This is a genomic window from Candidatus Leptofilum sp., assembly GCF_965223285.1.
Lineage (GTDB): Bacteria > Chloroflexota > Anaerolineae > Promineifilales > Promineifilaceae > Leptofilum.
This window is the reverse complement of record NZ_OZ244997.1, coordinates 2,076,898-2,094,734: the sequence shown is the minus strand read 5'-3', so window position 1 is coordinate 2,094,734 and position 17,837 is coordinate 2,076,898. Positions and strand designations below refer to the sequence as shown.

Below are 17,837 nucleotides of genomic sequence, written 5' to 3'. Positions count from 1 at the left end.
AACGGCTGGTTAGTTGTGTGGTTGGTTATTCTTGGGATTCGTACAGGGTGGCGATTTCCAAATTAACCGGAACGCTCTCTAAGAAGGAGTCTTGCCATTCTTCGTTGGTGATTTGGCTAATCCAGGTTACTAAACGGCCGTAAGCCATTGCTAGCACTTCTGCCGCCCCAGGGTCTTGAAGCCAAAACAGCACTTTATAAGTGTGCAGTAAAATGTAGAAGGGTCTTGCTGTACCATCCAGCGTGTTGCCCTGGTGTAGATGCTCGAGGATGGGGGCGAGATGTTGTTTAGCGGCCGTTTCATCACCCCGTTGCATTGCTAACCAGGCTAAACCTGCTCGTGATTCCAAAACTTGCTCTGTTTGCGCTAAATAGCCCACAGAGTTTTGGTACACTTCTTCCGCTTCAGCGTACTTGTTCTGGTTAATTAGCAAGAAGCCGCGATCTTTTAACGTTAAACCACTCAAAAACTGGCTGCCAATTCTTGCCGCCAATGCTAAGGCGTCTTGGCTGTACTGTTCAGCCTGAGAATCATCTCCCAGAAAATGGGCTGCGATGCTTAAATTGATGAGATTAAAACATTCGCCAAAGGCAACATCGATCTCGCGGCAGACGTTGAGTGCCTCCTGGCTGGACTGTCTGGCCAAATTATATGCCCCCAAATCCAAATAAAGTGAACTCAAGTTGGTTAAGATGCGCGCTCGGCCCTCACGATCACCAATCGCCTCATCAATTTGCTGCGCTTTTTCTAGCGAAACCAAGGCTTGTTCAATGTTCCCCTGTGAAATTGCGACAATGCTCAAATTGTTATAAATGGCACTTTCACCCTGCTTGTTTTCTAACGTTTCATACAGCGGCAGCGATTGCTCGTAATACTTTTTGGCTTGGTCAAGATGTCCCATGTCGTAAGTCATGATGCCAAACTGCCGCAGCGTATCTGCCTCTATGTCCGTAAGGGCGTCGGCGTGGGCGGCAAACAGGCTTCTTTGTAAATTTTCCTGGGCTGCTTCGTACTCGCCCTGGCGCACCAGCGTACGGCCAGCGGCTAAACGACTGGCTGCTTCGCTCTTTTTATCGTTGCCTTCCAAGGCAAGCCGCAACGCCTCTTTTGCGGCGGCCAGCGAGGCGGGATAGTCGCCCGTGGCTTCGGCGAAGTTGGCCAGCCGCAAGGCTACCTCGGCACGTCTGTCTACATCTTGCTGGGTTGCCAGGTTGGCGGCAATTTGACCCAGTGCGGCCAGATCGGCCTGCTGCTCTTCTCGCTTACCTTGTAGATGATATATTTGTTCACGTGCCAAATAAAGCACAAATTGCGCCTGTAAATCCTCTTCAGGTGTGAGTTCAAGGGCGCGACTGTAATATTCAATGGCAGCCTGATTCAGAAATTGTTGCTGGGCAAAGAGACCGGCCTGGCGGGCATATTCTCGTTCTTTTGCCAGGTTGCCTGCTTCATGCCAGTGGAACGTTAGGGCAGCCGCTTGTTCTGGATTGTTGGGGTAAATTTTCTCTATTTGTTCGGCGATGGTTTGGTGCCATTGGGTATGCTTGTTCGCGGTAACGGTTTCCAGAATGCCTGCCCGGAGCTTGTCGTGGGCGAAGCGCCAGTTGCCGTTGAACAGTTCCAGCACGGCCGTTTCTGCACAGGTTGCCAGCCACGTTTCCAGCGGCATGGGGGTGTCGGTGATGGTGACGAGCTCTGCTAGCAAATTCAAATCCAGCTGACGACCGGCAAAGGCCGTACCTACCAGCAGGGGAACGGCCGTTTGCGGCACACGCGCCAGGCGACGCTGCACAATCGTTTGAATGCCCTGGGGGAAAAGCTGCTGTGGCAAAGACATCTGCCCAATGGCACTTAAGCGGCCTGCCTCTTCTGCCAAAGCACGAACAACCTCCACCAGGAAAAACGCATTTCCCTCAGTCTCTCGCTGCAAAAGTGCCAGCACGTTCGGGTCTGCGCCAACATCGCCCAGCATACTGGCACTCAACGCTGCCATCTCATCAGCTGACAGTCGGCCAAGTGGAATCTCTTCTGCCAGCGGCACCTTCTCCGCCAGCGAAACTTGTTCATCATTCCGATAACTACCAATGATCAGCAGTGGCAAACGGGGTGCCAGACGGGTGAGCTGCTGCAATATTTCTAACCCGGCACCTGCCCAGTGTAAATCTTCCAGAATGAGCAATATCCATTGAGACTGATCGCCAAAGAGGCTGGTGATGGTGCTGATTAAGCGTTGGCGCGCGGCGGGCGCATCCAGTTGGGGCGGCTGGATGACTTCGCGATGTAGCAGACGACCGATGTCCGGGATGAGGGCTTGAAGGACACCTACCGCCAAATCATCTAGCGTGGCGGTAAGAATCAAGCGGCGTAGGGCAAGCTGCCATAGTTGCAGCGGTGTGCTGCCAACATCTTCAACTGCCTGACCACGCAGCACCAGTGCCCCCTGCACCAAAGCCTGAGTGCCAATTTCATCCAACAGGCGGGTTTTGCCGACGCCACTTTCACCGCTTACCAGCCAGGCGGAGCCTTGCCCTTCTTTAGCTTTTTCGAGCGCATCCAGCAGCAACTTGGTTTCTTTTTCACGCCCCACAAAGGTGGCGGCTTGTAAATAGCTCTCGCGAATAGCAATGCTTTCCGCCGGAACGGGTTGTTGAATCGCCTGACTCAAGGCTTCGATACAGGCTTCAGCGGTAGGGTAGCGATTTTCTTGCGTTTTCTCAATGAGCCTGCCAATAACGGCCGTTACCTCTGGAGAGGCATTCACCATGGATAAATCTGGTGTTTCACCCAAAACCTGCTCCAAAAATTGGGGGCTGTTTACGTCAAACGGATGCCGCTCGGCAAATAGCTCAAAAGCGATAATGCCCACCGCGTACAGGTCGGCTGCTTCTGAGTGTGGCTCGTCTTCCCACACTTCTGGGGCAATATAGGGAATGCTCCCCGCTGCCTGCATGGTGCTTCTTTGGGTGGTTGCCAGCCCAAAATCGAGGATGCGCACCGTACGGTAGGTAACCAATACGTTGGCGGGCTTGAGATCGCGATGCAAGATGCCGCGCCGATGCAGATAAGCCAGGGCTTGCAGCGTTTGCTGTAGCAGGTGAATCTTACCGGCTTCATCCAGCCCTTTGCCCGCTTCCAGGATGGTTTTGGCCCCCATCACATAATCCATCGTGAAATATGGTCGTCTCTCTTCGTCAAAACCGTAATCCAAAACAGAAATAATGTTGGGGTGCCGCAAGGAGGCGAGCGTTTCAAACTCATGAGCCAGGGCCAAACGCAGGTTCTCTGCCAGGTCACCGGCCATGATGGTGTCTTCCAGAGCAAATTCCCAGGTGGGTACAATCACCTGCTTAAAGGCCAGAATATGCTCAGACAGTCGGTCTGTGGCCCGGTAAACAACCCCCATGCCGCCTTCGCCAATTTTTTCATGGATGATGTAACGGCCGTTAACCGTCATATTTTCGACTTCAGGTGGAGTGAGAGCCTGCGTGCTGGTCATCAAATAAAAGGTAAGAACATGGTCAATAAATGAGCGAATCTGTGTTCCGCCAGTTCAATCATTATAACATAGTTGGCATCTGAATCATGCAGCGAGCCGTTAACATAGGTACTAGGCCAAAGGTCGTTTTCACCTGTAAACGTTTGTTAAAAGATGGCTTTTGCTCGCTTGTCAGGGGGTAGGGTGAATGTTAAACTAACGCCATGTCCCAAGCTCTCTATCGTAAATGGCGGCCTGCCCGCTTTGATGATGTTATTGGTCAAGAGCACGTCACACGCACGTTGCAAAACAGCGTGGCCGCTGACCGGCTGGGCCATGCTTATCTGTTTTGCGGCCCGCGCGGCACGGGGAAAACCACCAGTGCCCGGCTGCTGGCCAAGGCGGTGAACTGCCTGCATGAAGATTTGGCGGAACGGCCGTGCAATGAATGCACCGTTTGCCAATCAATTGGGAACGGCCGTTTCCTCGACCTCATCGAAATTGATGCTGCTTCCAACACGGGCGTGGATGATATTCGTGAGCTGCGAGACAAAATTAACTTTTCCCCCACTGAAGGCCGCTTCAAAGTGTACATCATCGACGAAGTTCACATGCTCTCCACCGCTGCCTTCAACGCCCTGCTAAAAACGCTAGAAGAACCGCCGCCGCACGTGAAATTTGTACTCGCCACCACCGAAGAGCATAAAGTGCCTGTTACTATTAAATCGCGCTGCCAGCAGTTCAACTTCCGCTTGCTCAACCAGGAAGAAATTATGCAGCGACTGAGTTGGTTAGCAGACAAAGAAGCATTCACCATCGAGCCAGAAGCGTTGCAAATGATTGCGCGGCAAGGGGCTGGGAGCTTGCGGGATGCCGAAAGTTTGCTCGATCAGCTGGTGGTGGGCAAGGATGATGTCATCACGGCCGAGCGAACGCAGATGGTGCTGGGCACCGCCTCCAACGAATCGGTTGGCAAACTGACAGATGCCTGGCTCAATCGAGACGGGGCTGGCGGGCTGGCTCTCATCCATGAGGCACTCGCTTCGGGCACAGACCCGCGCCAATTTTGCCGCCAGATGGTGACTTATTTGCGTGAGCTTCTGCTGCTGCAAGCGGCCGGGGAAGCGTTGCCATTAGAAGCAACTCCTGAACAGCGGCAAGAGATGGCGGCGCAAGCGCAGCGTGCCCCGCGCCAGGGACTCATTGAGGCCATTAAGCGTTTTAACGAGGCGGCACTGATAGCGGCAGGCAGTTGGCAGCCGCAGCTTCCGTTGGAAATGGCGTTCATAGAACTGCTGCCGGAGACGTCGCTGCCTGCTGTGGCCGCAACGGGCGTTCCCGCCACCACAACATCTAAATCCAAAGCGAAACCAGCCAGCCAGCCAGCCAAAAAGAAAGCGGAACCAGTAGAAACGGCCGTGCCGCCAATACCTGAACCGCCACCGCCGGAGGTAGAGGCGGAGCCACAGTCAGAACCTGCTAAACCAGCGGCTGCCAAAGCTGCAAAAGCAACTGCTAAACCGCTTGCCGTGCGTGAGGTGCAGGCCGTCTGGGCCGATTTGGTGGCGCAGGCTGGCCAAAAAATTAAAAACCTGCCGGCCCTGCTCAACATGGGCAAGCCGCTTGCCGCTGAGGGGCGCACGCTCGTCATCGGCTTCGATTACCCCTTGTTCAAGGATAAGTTCGATAATCTTGCAGGTGCTGCCCCGCTGGTAGGTGACATTTTAACAGAGCTGCTGGGGCAAGATACGGCCGTGCGCGGCGTTGTTACCAGCGAATATACCGTGCCCGTTCAGCCAGACGATTTTCGCGCCCTGGCAGAAGAGTTGGGCGGCACCGTTTCAGAAGAGTAAATACTCCGCTTCACAAATAGCCTAAATTTCATTCACAAGTAAGGAGTATTACAAACTTTGGAAGCAAAGTAGTAAAGGAGAAAACTATGTCAAAACGATCATTTCGTGGTCGGCCGAAGCCGAAGAAAAACAAGATGCCCAGCGCGGGTGGCTTGATGAACCAGATGCAGCAAATGCAGGAACAGATGGCTAACGCCCAATCTGCCCTGGAAAATGAGACCATCACCGTTACGGCTGGCGGTGGGGCCATTAGCATCGTCATCACTGGCCACCAGCGCATTAATTCAATCACCGTAGACCCGGAGCTGCTGACTCCAGATGATGCCGAAATGCTGCAAGATATGCTTGTTGCTGGCGTCAACGCCGCCATCGAGCAATCCCAGGCATTGGCTGCCGAGCGGATGGAAGGCATCACCGGTGGTCTGGGCGGTGGCCTGAGCGATATGCTGGGCGGATTGGGGTTAGGTTAGATGGCTTCTGCCTTACCGCAGCCGGTTCAGCGGCTCATCAACGAGTTTGCGCGGCTACCGGGCATCGGCCCCAAATCGGCGGCGCGGCTCACCTTTTACCTGCTGCGCATGGCTGATGAGCAAGCATTGGATTTGGCCGGGGCACTTCAGGATATGAAGGAGCGTACCATCTTTTGTAGCCGCTGCTTCCATATTACCGAAGAAGACCCGTGTAACCTTTGCACCGACCCTGCGCGGGATGACCGGCTGCTGTGCGTGGTGGAGGAGCCGCTGGATGTGTTGGCCATTGAGCGGTCTCAGGCGTTTAACGGCCGTTACCACGTCCTGCATGGTGCTATTTCTCCGGTAGAAGGGGTTGGCCCCGAAGATTTGAAAATTGGTGAACTGGTTGCCCGCGTTCAGCAAGCAGATTTTCAGGAAATCATCCTGGCGACAAACCCAACTTTGGAAGGCGAATCAACTGCGCTTTATCTCCAAAGGCGTTTGGCAGAATCTAACGTGCGGCTGACGCGTCTGGCCCGCGGGTTGCCCGTTGGTGGCGACCTGGAATACACCGATGAAATCACGCTGGGTCGAGCGTTGGAAGGGCGGCAAGAGCTGTAATTTGGACATTCGGTAATCTGGCAATTTTTGGCTTAAATTACTCAATTTCTCAGTTGCTTAATTACCGATTTCGATTTGTGCCTAATCTTGTCATCCATTTGTCAATGTGCTAACATTCGCCCGTCTTTGCGGTGTCGCCAAGTGGTAAGGCAGCGGACTTTGAATCCGCCATCCCTGGTTCGATCCCAGGCACCGCAGCAGAAGCCGAGGTCATATGAAAAATATGGCCTCTTTTTTTATCTCACTTGCATAGTGCCAATTTCAGGTTTGCGGATGGAAACTCAGGTTTGTAATCGTTGTCAACAAATAAAGCCCATTGAGGAATTTAGCTGGAGACGAAAGAAGTTGGGGCAACGACAGCGCACTTGTCGAGTTTGCCAAAGCGAGCAGAAGAAATCGTGGTATGAGAGAAATAAAGATTCTCACAAAGCAAAAGTTTACAAGAATAAACAAAAGAACATTGAATACATCGTTAAATAAAAGAAGTAAAAATCTTGTTGATGAGCAAATAGTTCGATAAGCTGGAAGGATGAAAAAAGAACATGTTACCCTCAGTGAAGCAGATCGAGCTTATTTGCAAAACTTGATCAAGAAAGGCAGTTTACCCGCCAAAACCTTTAAACGAGCAACCGCCCTCATCGAATTAGATCGAGGTCGAACCTTTACAGAAGTTGCAGCCATCGTTGGTGTCGTTATCCAAACCGTATCAACCTGGGCCAAAAAATATCAGGATTCAGGGTTGGCTGTCTTAACCGACAAACCAAGGCCAGGCCGCCCAACCGTCATTGACGGACTGCAACGAGCCAAGATCACAGCATTGGCTTGCTCTGACCCGCCAGCAGGATAGGAGAAATGGTCATTGCGGCTATTAGCTGACAAAGCCATCGAGTTGGAATTAGTCGAGACCATTTCCTATGGGGAAGTGCGACTCATTCTCAAAAAAACGAACTCAAACCGCACCTGAAACGATATTGGGTAATTGGCAAGATAACCAGTCGGTTTATTGCCAAAATGGAGCGCATTCTTTGGCTTTATGCCTTGCCTTACAATCCGCTTTACCCGGTTGTCTGCTTTGATGAACGACCCTGTTTTCTCATTGATGATGTGATGCAACCCATTGCTATGCAGAATGGCAAGGTGCGTAAAGAACATTATGCCTACGAAAAAAATGGTTCCTGTGCGCTCTTAGCTGCCATTGAACCATTGACTGGCAACCGCTTGGCGCAAGTGCATCGCCAGCGTACCAAAAAGGAGTTCACCCTGTTTTGCCAAGCCTTAGCAGCCGCTTATCCAGATGCGATCAAGATTCGTCTGGTCTTGGACAATCTGAACACACATGATGAGAGTGCTTTTTACGAAAACTTGCCTGCAGACAAGGCGTTTGCTTTAGCGCAACGATTTGAATTCAATTTCACGCCGAAATCGGCCAGTTGGCTAAACATGATTGAAATTGAGTTTTCAGCACTGACGCGTCTTTGTCTTAATCGTCGGATTCCGACCATTGAGAAACTAGAATCGGAAGTGATGGCATTGATCACTGAGCGAACGCAAAAACGCATCAAAATTAATTGGCAGTTTTCCATCAAAGATTGCCGCAAAAAGCTAAATGCTCGTTATTCGGTTGTTAATGAGGCAAATTCTAAATTCAAGAAAGCTTAATACTTCTTATTTAACGGTGTATTGAAATTGCCCGTGCTTATATTTGGGAATATCTTTTATGTCATCCCTGCACTAGATGTGGAGAAAGTGACCCTGCCGTACTTGAATTTGATCATGTAAGAGGTGAAAAAAGAGCGGAGGTAACCAAGCTAATGCGGGATGGATATTCTTTGAAGATTGTTCGACAAGAAATTGAGAAATGCGTTGTTTTGTGTGCAAACTGCCACAAGCGGAAAACTTATCAGGATTCTTGGCGTATTCAAAAATAAATCATGACCTTAGCAATTGTAATTTTGGCGGCCGGGCACGGCAGCCGCATGTTATCTAAAAAGCAAAAGATTTTGCATGAGGTGGGGGGGAAGCCGATGGTGCAACATTTGTTTGACACGGCCGTTTCTCTCACTTCCAGTCCCCCAGTTCTCATTATTGGTAAGGGAGGGGACGGTGTGAAACAGTTGTTTGGTGACCGAGCGCAGTATGCGGTGCAGCACGAGTTGCTGGGCACTGGCCACGCTACACAAATGGCCAAACCACTCCTGGCGGGGCAGGCAGAGCAGGTCATCGTAACGTATGCCGATATGCCCCTTTTGCAGGCCGCGACGCTGCAACAGTTGGCTGATTTGCAGCAGAAGGCCGACGCTACTGTGGCAATGCTCAGCGTGCTGGGGAACCCAGAATCGACGTTTGGCCGGGTGGTGCGGGATGAAAACGGCCGTGTCACCGAAATTTTGGAAGTGGCCCAAGCTAAAAAACGGCCCAATGCCGCTGAACTGCTAGCCATCCCTGAACAAAACGTCGGCGTGTATTGCTTTGCTGCCGACTGGCTATGGGACAACATCGGCAACCTGCCATTGCGGCAAGCCCGCAGTGGGTCAGAATATTACCTCACCGATATGATTGAGCTGGCGGTGCAGCAAAATCGAGGGGTTGAGGCCATTGTTACTGAAGATGCGGATGAATGCCTGGGAGCCGGTACCCGCGCTGAAATGGTGGCGGTGGAAAAAGCATTTCGTCGGCGAGCCAACAACCGTTGGCTGGCACAGGGCGTGACGATTGTAGACCCAAACAGCACCTACATCGACCCGGACGTGACCATTGGGCAGGATACGATTATTTGGCCGAATAGCTATTTACAGGGGCAAACGGCCGTTGGCCAGGATTGTGTCATCGGCCCCAATACCATTTTGCGGGATACGGCCGTTGGTGATGCGTGCTACATCGAACAGTCAGTGGTGCAGGGCGTGACGGTGTCATCGGGAACGATCTTACCGCCGTTTTCAGTTGTGAAGGAGTGAACGATGGTTACAGATGAACAACGTATGGCCTTAATCGAGGCCGCAATTGCGGTGCGAGCTCAGGCGTATGCTCCTTACTCAAATTACCCGGTGGGGGCGGCCCTGTTGTTGGAAGATGGCAGCATTGTGACGGGCGTTAATGTAGAAAATGCTTCCTATGGCCTGTCTAACTGTGCAGAACGAACGGCCGTTTTCAAAGCAATCTCTGAAGGATATCGCAGAATTTTTGCGGTGGCTGTGGCTACCGACAACGCTGGTTCTCCCTGTGGCGCCTGCCGTCAGGTGCTCACGGAGTTTTCTGGAGATGTGCCGGTTTATTTGGTGGATGGGTCGGGAAACGGCCGTGACACCACCCTCTACGCCCTCCTCCCCGATCATTTTGGGCCAGAGCATTTGGAGTGATTTGGGAACCAATGTGAAAGAATCCTGCCGCAGGCACAATCTTATTGCGGATTCAAAAGAGTTTCAGTACACTTTATGCAGATGTGTAACCCACAGAAAAAGTACCCTTTGGTTTTCAAACTGCTTTCTGTGGTTGCATAACAAGGAGGTGGCTGACCTTGTTTTGATAATTTTCAATCCCCCTTATCGCCCTGGCTTGTCTTTTCCCAACAGCAGCCTGACAGCTACTTGTTGTCTCTAAACATCCTCAATATTTTAATTTGATCAGCCAAAGCAGTGTCTATTGCTTTTAGGCAATAGCAACCCAAATGGAGAAAACATATGAATCTCAAAGGATACGCAAACCGCATCGCGCATGTCGATATGACCAACGGCCAGGTCGATGTTCAGCCGATACCGGAAGATTGGGCACTCAAATATATTGGCGCTCGTGGCCTGGGCGTGCGCTATATGCTCGAAGCAGGCCCCACGGTTGATCCCATCTCGCCAGATAACTGGCTTTGCTTTATGAACGGTCCCCTTACTGGAACGGCCGCAAATATGAGCGGCCGTATGGCAATCGTCACCAAATCCCCACTCACTGGCACCGTCACAGACAGCCATCATGGCGGTTGGTCGGCTGCCCGCTTGCGCTGGTCCGGGTATGATGGACTCATCTTTAAGGGGAAAGCCGATTCGCCTAAATATCTCTATATTGAGGAAGAGAGCAATACTATTGAGTTGCGTGATGCTTCACACGTGTGGGGCAAGGGTATTCACGAGACCATCAAAACCTTCCAGAAAGAGTATGGCAGAAAGGATTTAACCGTCATGGCTATTGGCCAGGCGGGCGAAAACCTGGTGAAGTATGCTTGTTGGGTAAATGAGGATGACCGGGCCAGCGGACGTGGTGGTACCGGTTGTGTGGGCGGCAGCAAAAACCTGAAGGCCGTTGTCATTAAGGCCAAGAAGAAGATGCCAAAACCTGCCAGCAGGGAGAATTGGAAACCTGCTCACTCCCGTGCTTTGTCCTCAATTATGGATGAGGCCAACATTACCAGCCCCAAGAAAGGCGGTTTGTCTGTTTATGGCACGAATGTCTTGATGAACATTACCAATACGATGGGTGCGTTGCCAACGCTGAACGGCCGTACCACTTCCTTTGGTGAAAGGGCGGAACTGCTTAGTGGCGAGTACGTTAATGACAATATTTTGGTGAATGACCCCACCTGCCACGCTTGCCCTGTTGCCTGTAAGAAAGAAGTAAAAATTACCGAAGGTGAGTTTGCCGGGCTACAAATGGAAAGCGTTGAGTACGAACCGGCTTGGGCTTTAGGTGCAAATTGCGGCAACGACAATATCAACTCCGTTGCCAAGATGATTGATCAGGCGAACGACTTTGGCATGGATGCCATTGAAATTGGTGATGTGCTGGCCACCTACATTGAAGCCACCACCAAAGGATGGACCAATGGTGATGGTGGTTTAGCTGAGGGCGATTACATGTCTATGGTTGCCACCATTGAGAAGGTTGCTCATCGGGAAGGTGTTGGGGATGTGTTGGCTGATGGCGTGGATGCCGTTGCTAACCATTTTGGACACCCGGAAATTGCCATGTCGGTGAAAGGACAAGGCATTCCTGCTTACGACCCGCGTGGATTGAAGGGGATGGGCATTGCTTACGCCACCAGCAATCGGGGCGCTTGCCATCTGCGGGCCTATACGCCAGCGGCCGAGCTAAACATCATGCCTTTCCAATCGCTCAGTGTAGACCCGCTGGAGTGGAAAGGTAAAGGTGAGTTGGTGAAAATCTTCCAGGATATCCACGCTTTCTCCGACAGCCTGGATTTGTGTAAATTTAGTGCTTTTGCTATGGGTGCGGATGAATACGCTCAGCAGTATGCTGCTTTTGTGGGTATTGATGAATTTACGGCCGACGACGTGTTGCTAACGGGTGAGCGTATCTATAATCTTGAGCGTTACTACAACAACCTGGCTGGCCTTGGTGAGGGCAGTGACTACCTGCCGAAGCGTTTTACTGAGGAACCCTCCACCAATCCTGGTTCTGAAGGTCATGTCTGTGAGCTGGATTTGATGCTGGATGAGTATTACACAGCACGCGGTTGGGAAAATGGTGTCGTGCCAGAAGGTAAGCTAAAAGAGCTGGCGATTCTGTAATAAGGTAATTCTGTAAGATTTTGTAAGAGGAAAGATAGGTAGTTGGGTAATTGGCAAAATTACTCAACTGCCTTTTTTGTTTTTTATGCGCCAGCGCGCATTGTTTTCTTTTCCAGCTCCGGGTTTAGGCGGGCGATGACCTCGTCTTCCCCCTCAATTTCCATCATCACTTGGCCGACGCGCAAGGAACCGATGGCAAATGGTTCCATTTTGGCCAGGGTAATTGTCCAGCCTTCACCTTCGACGCGGGTTTCGCTAACGGCCGTTCCCCCCAACTCTTCTAAATATTCACGCAACAACCACAGGGGAATGCCCCGAATTTGCCTCGACTCTTGGTACATCGTTTAGCCTCCCCCCACAGCAGGGAAAATGTTTAATGTATCTTCTGGTTTAATGATGGTTTCCATGCCGTGTTCCAGAAACGGGGCGTCACGGCCGTTTACAAAAACATGAACGTGTCGGTAAAGATTCCCGTGTTCATCCAGCAGCTCTTTGCGCATGGGTGGGTATCGGGTAACAACAATTTCCACAAAATCCTGGACAGAACTGTTTTCTGGTAAGTCAAATTCAACTGTTTTTTGGCCAACAATTTGGCGCAGCGTGGCGAAAAAATGAACTTTCATGATGTTTACTCTCCAGATTGGGTTGCTGCTTCAAATCTTACCACAAAATGCCGCGTTTACAGTTTTCATGCTAAGATAATGTAGCAAACCACAGAAAGTTCTTGGAAAATCAAAGCTAGGTTTCTCTGTGGTTTGCTCAAGTAAAAGCGGAAGAAACGGCTCAACATATTTCTGATTGTTTTCCCGCTTTTACACGGAAATTAGGCAAGTTCTCCAAGAGGAAAATCAAATGGAATCATTTGCGACTATTAATGGCCAAATAGCAAAATACGATACCTGGCAGTTGTCTGGTCTGGCCCCAGCACCAGAAGAAGAGTGGGATCGGCTGCAAAGTTTTTTGGGTCTAGGTAAGCCAGATTTTGAGGCGATGCTGGCCACCGTAGAGCCACTGTTTAGGCGTGGCCATGAGCTGGTGGTGGGCACGTATGATTATCTGCTCAACCATCATGATACGGCCGTTATCCTGGGGTGGGAAAAAGGGGCTGATGCCGAGCATTTAGCCGAACGCCGCCGCTTTTTCACTGTCTGGCTGGCCCGCACGCTGGGGCTGGACCTGAGCCACGATTTTGCCCACTATCTGTTTCGTGCCGGGCAGATTCATGCCGCGCACGGCCCACGCCAGATTCACGTGCCTCAAATGTACGTTACGGGCTCCATTAGTTTGGTGAACGCCACCTTTGCCCGCTTTTTGCTGGAGGAAATGCCTGGCAACCCCATCGTGCCGACTGCCCTGGCTAGCTGGAACAAGTTGCTTAACCTGCACCTGCACCTAATGTTGCTGGGTTACGAAACTGCCCGCGCCTGGGACGATGGCGATTTTCCAGTTGAGCTCTCTTTTTTTGGCCGGGTGCGTAACTATACGGGACGGCAAAAGATGACGATGCATTTGCCGCAGGACAGCCGGGCAGAGACGTTGCTGGTGCGCTTCTTTAACTATTTCCCTCAGATGCGCCCCGACGTGTTAGCTGTGGAATGGCTAGACAAAGATCGGTTAGATGAACAGGGACGCCCCTGGTTGGTTCTGGAGAAGCGCTACTGGGCCAAGAAGGGGTGGCGGGTGTTGTTAAACGGCCGTAACATCAGCTTTGAAGACGGCCCCAATCAAATGATCAAACCAGGTGACACCGTTAGCATTTTCCCACCAGGCCGTTAGCCTCGCATGATGCGCTTTGCCTTGATTCACAGTCCGTATCATCCAACTACTCACCCAACTAGACGCTTTCTGATAAACTACCTGCATGGTGAGAGAACGTACTTTCCGTAGCGAAGCGATTGTGCTGCGCCGCACCGACTTTGGCGAAGCAGACCGCCTGCTTACTCTTTACACCCGCGACTTTGGCAAGATCAAGGCGGTGGCTAAAGGCGCACGCAAGCCGCAAAGTCGCAAAACAGGGCATGTGGAGCAGTTCATGCGCTCCAACTTTTTGTTTGCCACTGGGCGCGATCTTGCAATTCTGACTCAGGCGGAAATGGTGGAGCCGTACACCGCCCTGCGTGATGACCTCATTCTGACGACCTATGCCGCTTACTTGGTGGAGTTGCTGGATCGCTTCACGGTGGAGGAGGACAAGCACAGTGGCCTCTACCAACTGCTGGCTGATGCCCTTGGCTGGCTCACCAACCACGACGATGTTCTGCTAATTGCCCGTTTTTATGAGTTGCGCTTGTTGGGATTGGCTGGGTTTCGGCCGCAATTATTCCACTGCGTAGCCTGTGGTGAGGCCATCGAAGAGCAGGATCAATTTTTTAGCGGAGAGTTGGGTGGGGTGCTGTGCCCGGAGTGTCGTGATAAGGATCGGCGGGCGATGCCGGTAACGGCCGTTGCTATCAAAGTTCTTCGCTATCTGCAAACACGGCCGTGGAACACTGTCCACGCCCTGCGCCTCAAGCGCACTGTCCACACCGAGCTTGAAAACGTAATGCACTTTTACATTACCTACGTTCTCGAACGCAACCTCAAATCCGTCGAATTCCTCCACCGCCTCCGCCGCGAAGCAGCCCTCCTTTTGCCTCCAGAGTAAAAACTTAATCACAAATGATACGAGTTTTGCGAATGAAACGAATAAAAAATTCGTGATATTCGACTATTCGTTAAATTCGTGATTACATTTCAGGTAAGATGCCAGCGTTTTGGCCCCATGCTATAATCGTCGGCTGTTCATTCGAGTTATGAAATTATTGCAAAAAGCGACAGATCAATCATGAAGAAGATGGCTTCTTCTCTGAAAACCTCTCTGACCTCTGTGGCTTAAAAAGGTGTGCATGCGCGAAACGCTTAGTTTTCAAGATATTATTTTAAGGTTGTTAGATTACTGGAAGCAGCAAGGTTGCTTGGTGAAGCAACCGTACAATGTTCAAATTGGGGCGGGGACGATGAATCCCGCATCAGTGCTGCGGGTGCTGGGGCCGGAGCCGTGGAATGTGGTGTATGTGGAACCCAGCATTCGGCCAGATGACGGCCGTTTCGGGGATAATCCCAACCGAATGCAGATGCACCACCAACTTCAGGTCATCCTCAAGCCCGATCCGGGCAATCCGCAAGAGCTGTATCTGAAAAGTTTAGAAGCGATTGGCATCGACCCCCGCCGCCACGATATTCGCTTTGTGGAAGACAACTGGGAAAGCCCGGCTTTGGGTGCCTGGGGGCTGGGTTGGGAAGTTTGGCTCGACGGCCAGGAGATCACCCAGTTTACCTACTTTCAACAGGCGGGTGGCATCACCCTTGAGCCAGTTTCCGTGGAGATTACCTACGGGTTAGACCGTATCACCCTGGCGTTGCAGGGTGTGGAAAGCGTCTGGGAGATGGCTTACGGTGCGGGCATCAGCTACGAAAATGTGCTGCTGCAAAGCGAAATTGAACATTGCCGCTACTATTTTGAAGTGGCTGATGTGAACAGCATTCGCCAAGTGTATGATACTTACGAAAGTGAGGCCAAGCGGTGCATCGAAGCCAGTTTGGTCATTCCGGCGCATGATTACAACCTGAAATGCTCCCACCTGTTCAACATTTTGGATACGCGGGGCGCGGTGGGCGTGACCGAACGAGCCAACTACTTCCGCCGGATGCGCGGCTTGGCACGCAAGGTGTCTGAACTATACGTAGCCCAACGGGAGGAGCTTGGTCATCCACTGCTGAAAGAGCCACAGGAAACGGCCGTTTCCCTCAGTCGCCCCCAAACATTCCAGTTTGCCCAATCAGAGACGCCGCAGACGTTTTTGCTGGAAATTGGTAGCGAAGAACTGCCGGTTTCTGATCTGGATGCTGCGGTGAAGCAGTTGCAAACGGACGTACCTGAACTCCTCAAAAATGCGCGCCTGACCTATGATCGAATTGAAATTGACGGCACGCCGCGCCGCTTGGCGGTGCAGGTGCATGGCCTTATTGGCCGTCAGCCAGATTTGGAATCGGTGGCGAAAGGACCGCCTGCCGACCGCGCCTTTGATGCCGACGGCAAACCCACCAAAGCCGCCATCGGTTTTGCGCGAGGCAAGGGTGTGGACGTTGCCGATTTGCAAATTGTGGAAGAAGGTGACAAGCGGTATGTTTCGGCGGTGGTGCGTGAAGACGGCCGTCCCGCAGCGGCTGTTTTGGCTGAACTGCTGCCCGATCTCATTGCCGGAATTAAGTTTGAGCGCAGCATGCGCTGGAACCAGACCAACATCAGCTATAGCCGCCCGCTGCGCTGGATTGTGGCTCTATTTGGTCCAGATGTGATTCCATTTAGCTATGCTGGCATCGCCAGTGGGCGCACCAGCCGGGGGTTACGGCCGTACGACTCCCCCGAAATTATCATCAACGACGCCCGCAACTACGGCGGCATCATGCGGATGAACAGCATCGTTATTAACAAGCAAAAACGGCGAGAGCAAATTACGGCCGTCTCTAGCAAGCTGGCAGCCGAAATGGGCGGTACCATCCCCGAAGATGCGGCACTGCTGGACGAAGTGACCAATCTGGTAGAAAAACCGACGCCACTGCGCGGTCGGTTCAGCAAGCGTTTCTTGGCCCTGCCTGCGGAGGTGTTGGTGGCTGTGATGCGCAAGCACCAGCGGTACTTCCCCGTCTACGATGCCAAGAGTCAACTGCTGCCCTACTTCATTGCCGTGCGTAACGGGGATGAGAAGCACCTGAATTTTGTGGTGAACGGCAACGAGCACGTACTCAAAGCCCGCTTTGCCGATGCCGAGTTTTTCTATAACCAGGACAGTCAGCGGCAACTGGCCGACTTCTTGCCTGATCTGGCTACGCTCACCTTCCAGGCCAAGCTGGGTTCCATGCTGGATAAAGTTCACCGACTGGAGAAGCTCACGCCCACGATTGCCAAAATGCTCAATTTGAACGAGGCTGAAACGGCAACGGCCGTTCGCGCCGCCGCCCTTTCCAAAGCAGATTTAGCAACCAACATGGTAGTCGAGATGACCTCCTTGCAGGGCATCATGGGCGGCCATTACGCCCAGCGCAGCGGCGAAAGTGCTGCCATCGCCGAAGCGATTGCGGGGCAGTACAGTGCCGTTAGCAGCAGTGGGGCAGGCATGACCCTTGCCTTGGCGGATCGACTGGACAGTTTGGCGGGGTTGTTTGCCGCCGGACTCGCTCCCAAGGGTTCTAACGATCCCTTTGCCCTGCGCCGAGCTGCGCTGCACCTTATCGAAAATTTGATTGCCCACGAGCAGCCATTTGATTTGCGAGCTGCCTTTGCCGCCGCTGCCGAGCTGCTGCCAGTGCCGTGTGATGATGGGATTTTGCAAAAGGTGATGGGATTTGTAAACGGCCGTCTCGAAGGCGTCTTGCGCGATTTAGGTCACTCCGCTTTTGTGGTGAAGGCGGTTTTGGCAGAATTAGGTCACGATCCATTTACCGCTTCCTGCGTGGCGACCTCTTTAAGCCAAGCAATTGAAGCTGAGGAGTGGCCAGAGTTGCTGGACGCCTACGCCCGCTGCGTGCGCATCACCCGCAGCCAAAGCGAAACCTTCACCTTGCGTCCCGATGCGTTTGCTTTGCCTGCCGAGCAGCAGCTACTTGCCGCCTACCAACAAGCCGCCGCCCAGCAGGACGGCACGATGCCCACCTTCGTCGCCACGCTACGTGACCTGAAGCCAGCGATTACCCACTTTTTTGATGATGTGCTGGTGATGGACGAGGATACGGCCGTGCGTAAAAATCGTCTGGCACTGTTGCAGCATATTGCGGCTCTAGCCAATGGTCTGGCTGATTTGTCTGAGTTGGAAGGGTTTTAGTAAAGTTGAATTGGACAGGTACAAACTGGGTTCTTATCCGTAGTTAAGGATACTGATTAAAG

The 17,837-nt window shown here is 52.2% G+C and carries 14 protein-coding genes and 1 tRNA gene; 12 read left to right on the top strand and 3 right to left on the bottom strand.

Annotated features, from left to right (window positions below):
* Positions 1-25: 25 nt before the first annotated feature.
* A complete protein-coding gene (locus tag ACOQPU_RS09715; RefSeq protein ID WP_420644914.1) occupies positions 26-3,496 on the bottom strand; it encodes a protein kinase domain-containing protein in 3,471 nt (1,156 codons plus the stop codon).
* A gap of 203 nt (positions 3,497-3,699) precedes the next feature.
* On the opposite strand from ACOQPU_RS09715, the gene dnaX reads away from it, so the two are divergent.
* The 9 genes from dnaX (at position 3,700) to ACOQPU_RS09670 (ending at position 11,914) form a co-directional block, all read left to right on the top strand.
* Positions 3,700-5,328, top strand: a complete 1,629-nt coding sequence (gene dnaX, locus ACOQPU_RS09710; protein ID WP_420644913.1) for a DNA polymerase III subunit gamma/tau — start codon at positions 3,700-3,702, stop codon at positions 5,326-5,328.
* 86 nt (positions 5,329-5,414) lie between these two features.
* Positions 5,415-5,798 (top strand): YbaB/EbfC family nucleoid-associated protein, encoded by a 384-nt coding sequence (locus ACOQPU_RS09705; protein WP_420644912.1) that lies wholly within the window; start codon positions 5,415-5,417, stop codon positions 5,796-5,798.
* Positions 5,799-6,401: a recombination mediator RecR gene (recR, locus tag ACOQPU_RS09700; RefSeq protein ID WP_420644911.1), complete on the top strand. Its 603-nt coding sequence runs from the start codon at positions 5,799-5,801 to the stop codon at positions 6,399-6,401.
* A 127-nt stretch (positions 6,402-6,528) separates the two neighbouring features.
* Positions 6,529-6,599 (top strand) — tRNA-Gln (locus ACOQPU_RS09695).
* Between the two features lie 331 nt (positions 6,600-6,930).
* A complete protein-coding gene (locus tag ACOQPU_RS09690; RefSeq protein ID WP_420640548.1) occupies positions 6,931-7,248 on the top strand; it encodes a helix-turn-helix domain-containing protein in 318 nt (105 codons plus the stop codon).
* A 47-nt stretch (positions 7,249-7,295) separates the two neighbouring features.
* A complete protein-coding gene (locus ACOQPU_RS09685; RefSeq protein WP_420645808.1) occupies positions 7,296-8,060 on the top strand; it encodes an IS630 family transposase in 765 nt (254 codons plus the stop codon).
* A gap of 272 nt (positions 8,061-8,332) precedes the next feature.
* Positions 8,333-9,355: an NTP transferase domain-containing protein gene (locus ACOQPU_RS09680; RefSeq protein ID WP_420644910.1), complete on the top strand. Its 1,023-nt coding sequence runs from the start codon at positions 8,333-8,335 to the stop codon at positions 9,353-9,355.
* A 3-nt stretch (positions 9,356-9,358) separates the two neighbouring features.
* On the top strand, positions 9,359-9,757 hold the full coding sequence (locus tag ACOQPU_RS09675) for a cytidine deaminase (protein ID WP_420644909.1): 399 nt from the start codon (positions 9,359-9,361) through the stop codon (positions 9,755-9,757).
* 321 nt (positions 9,758-10,078) lie between these two features.
* A complete protein-coding gene (locus ACOQPU_RS09670) occupies positions 10,079-11,914 on the top strand; it encodes an aldehyde ferredoxin oxidoreductase family protein (RefSeq protein WP_420644908.1) in 1,836 nt (611 codons plus the stop codon).
* A gap of 83 nt (positions 11,915-11,997) precedes the next feature.
* On the opposite strand, the gene ACOQPU_RS09665 is transcribed toward ACOQPU_RS09670, so the two are convergent.
* Positions 11,998-12,255: a DUF1952 domain-containing protein gene (locus tag ACOQPU_RS09665; RefSeq protein ID WP_420644907.1), complete on the bottom strand. Its 258-nt coding sequence runs from the start codon at positions 12,253-12,255 to the stop codon at positions 11,998-12,000.
* A 3-nt stretch (positions 12,256-12,258) separates the two neighbouring features.
* Positions 12,259-12,537, bottom strand: a complete 279-nt coding sequence (locus ACOQPU_RS09660) for a ubiquitin-like small modifier protein 1 (RefSeq protein ID WP_420644906.1) — start codon at positions 12,535-12,537, stop codon at positions 12,259-12,261.
* Between the two features lie 229 nt (positions 12,538-12,766).
* On the opposite strand from ACOQPU_RS09660, the gene ACOQPU_RS09655 reads away from it, so the two are divergent.
* From ACOQPU_RS09655 to glyS, 3 genes are all read left to right on the top strand, one after another.
* A complete protein-coding gene (locus ACOQPU_RS09655) occupies positions 12,767-13,690 on the top strand; it encodes a protoglobin domain-containing protein (RefSeq protein ID WP_420644905.1) in 924 nt (307 codons plus the stop codon).
* Between the two features lie 85 nt (positions 13,691-13,775).
* Positions 13,776-14,558: a DNA repair protein RecO gene (recO, locus tag ACOQPU_RS09650; RefSeq protein ID WP_420644904.1), complete on the top strand. Its 783-nt coding sequence runs from the start codon at positions 13,776-13,778 to the stop codon at positions 14,556-14,558.
* A 241-nt stretch (positions 14,559-14,799) separates the two neighbouring features.
* Entirely contained in the window at positions 14,800-17,775 is a 2,976-nt protein-coding gene (gene glyS, locus ACOQPU_RS09645) for a glycine--tRNA ligase subunit beta (protein ID WP_420644903.1), read from the top strand.
* Positions 17,776-17,837: the final 62 nt, after the last annotated feature.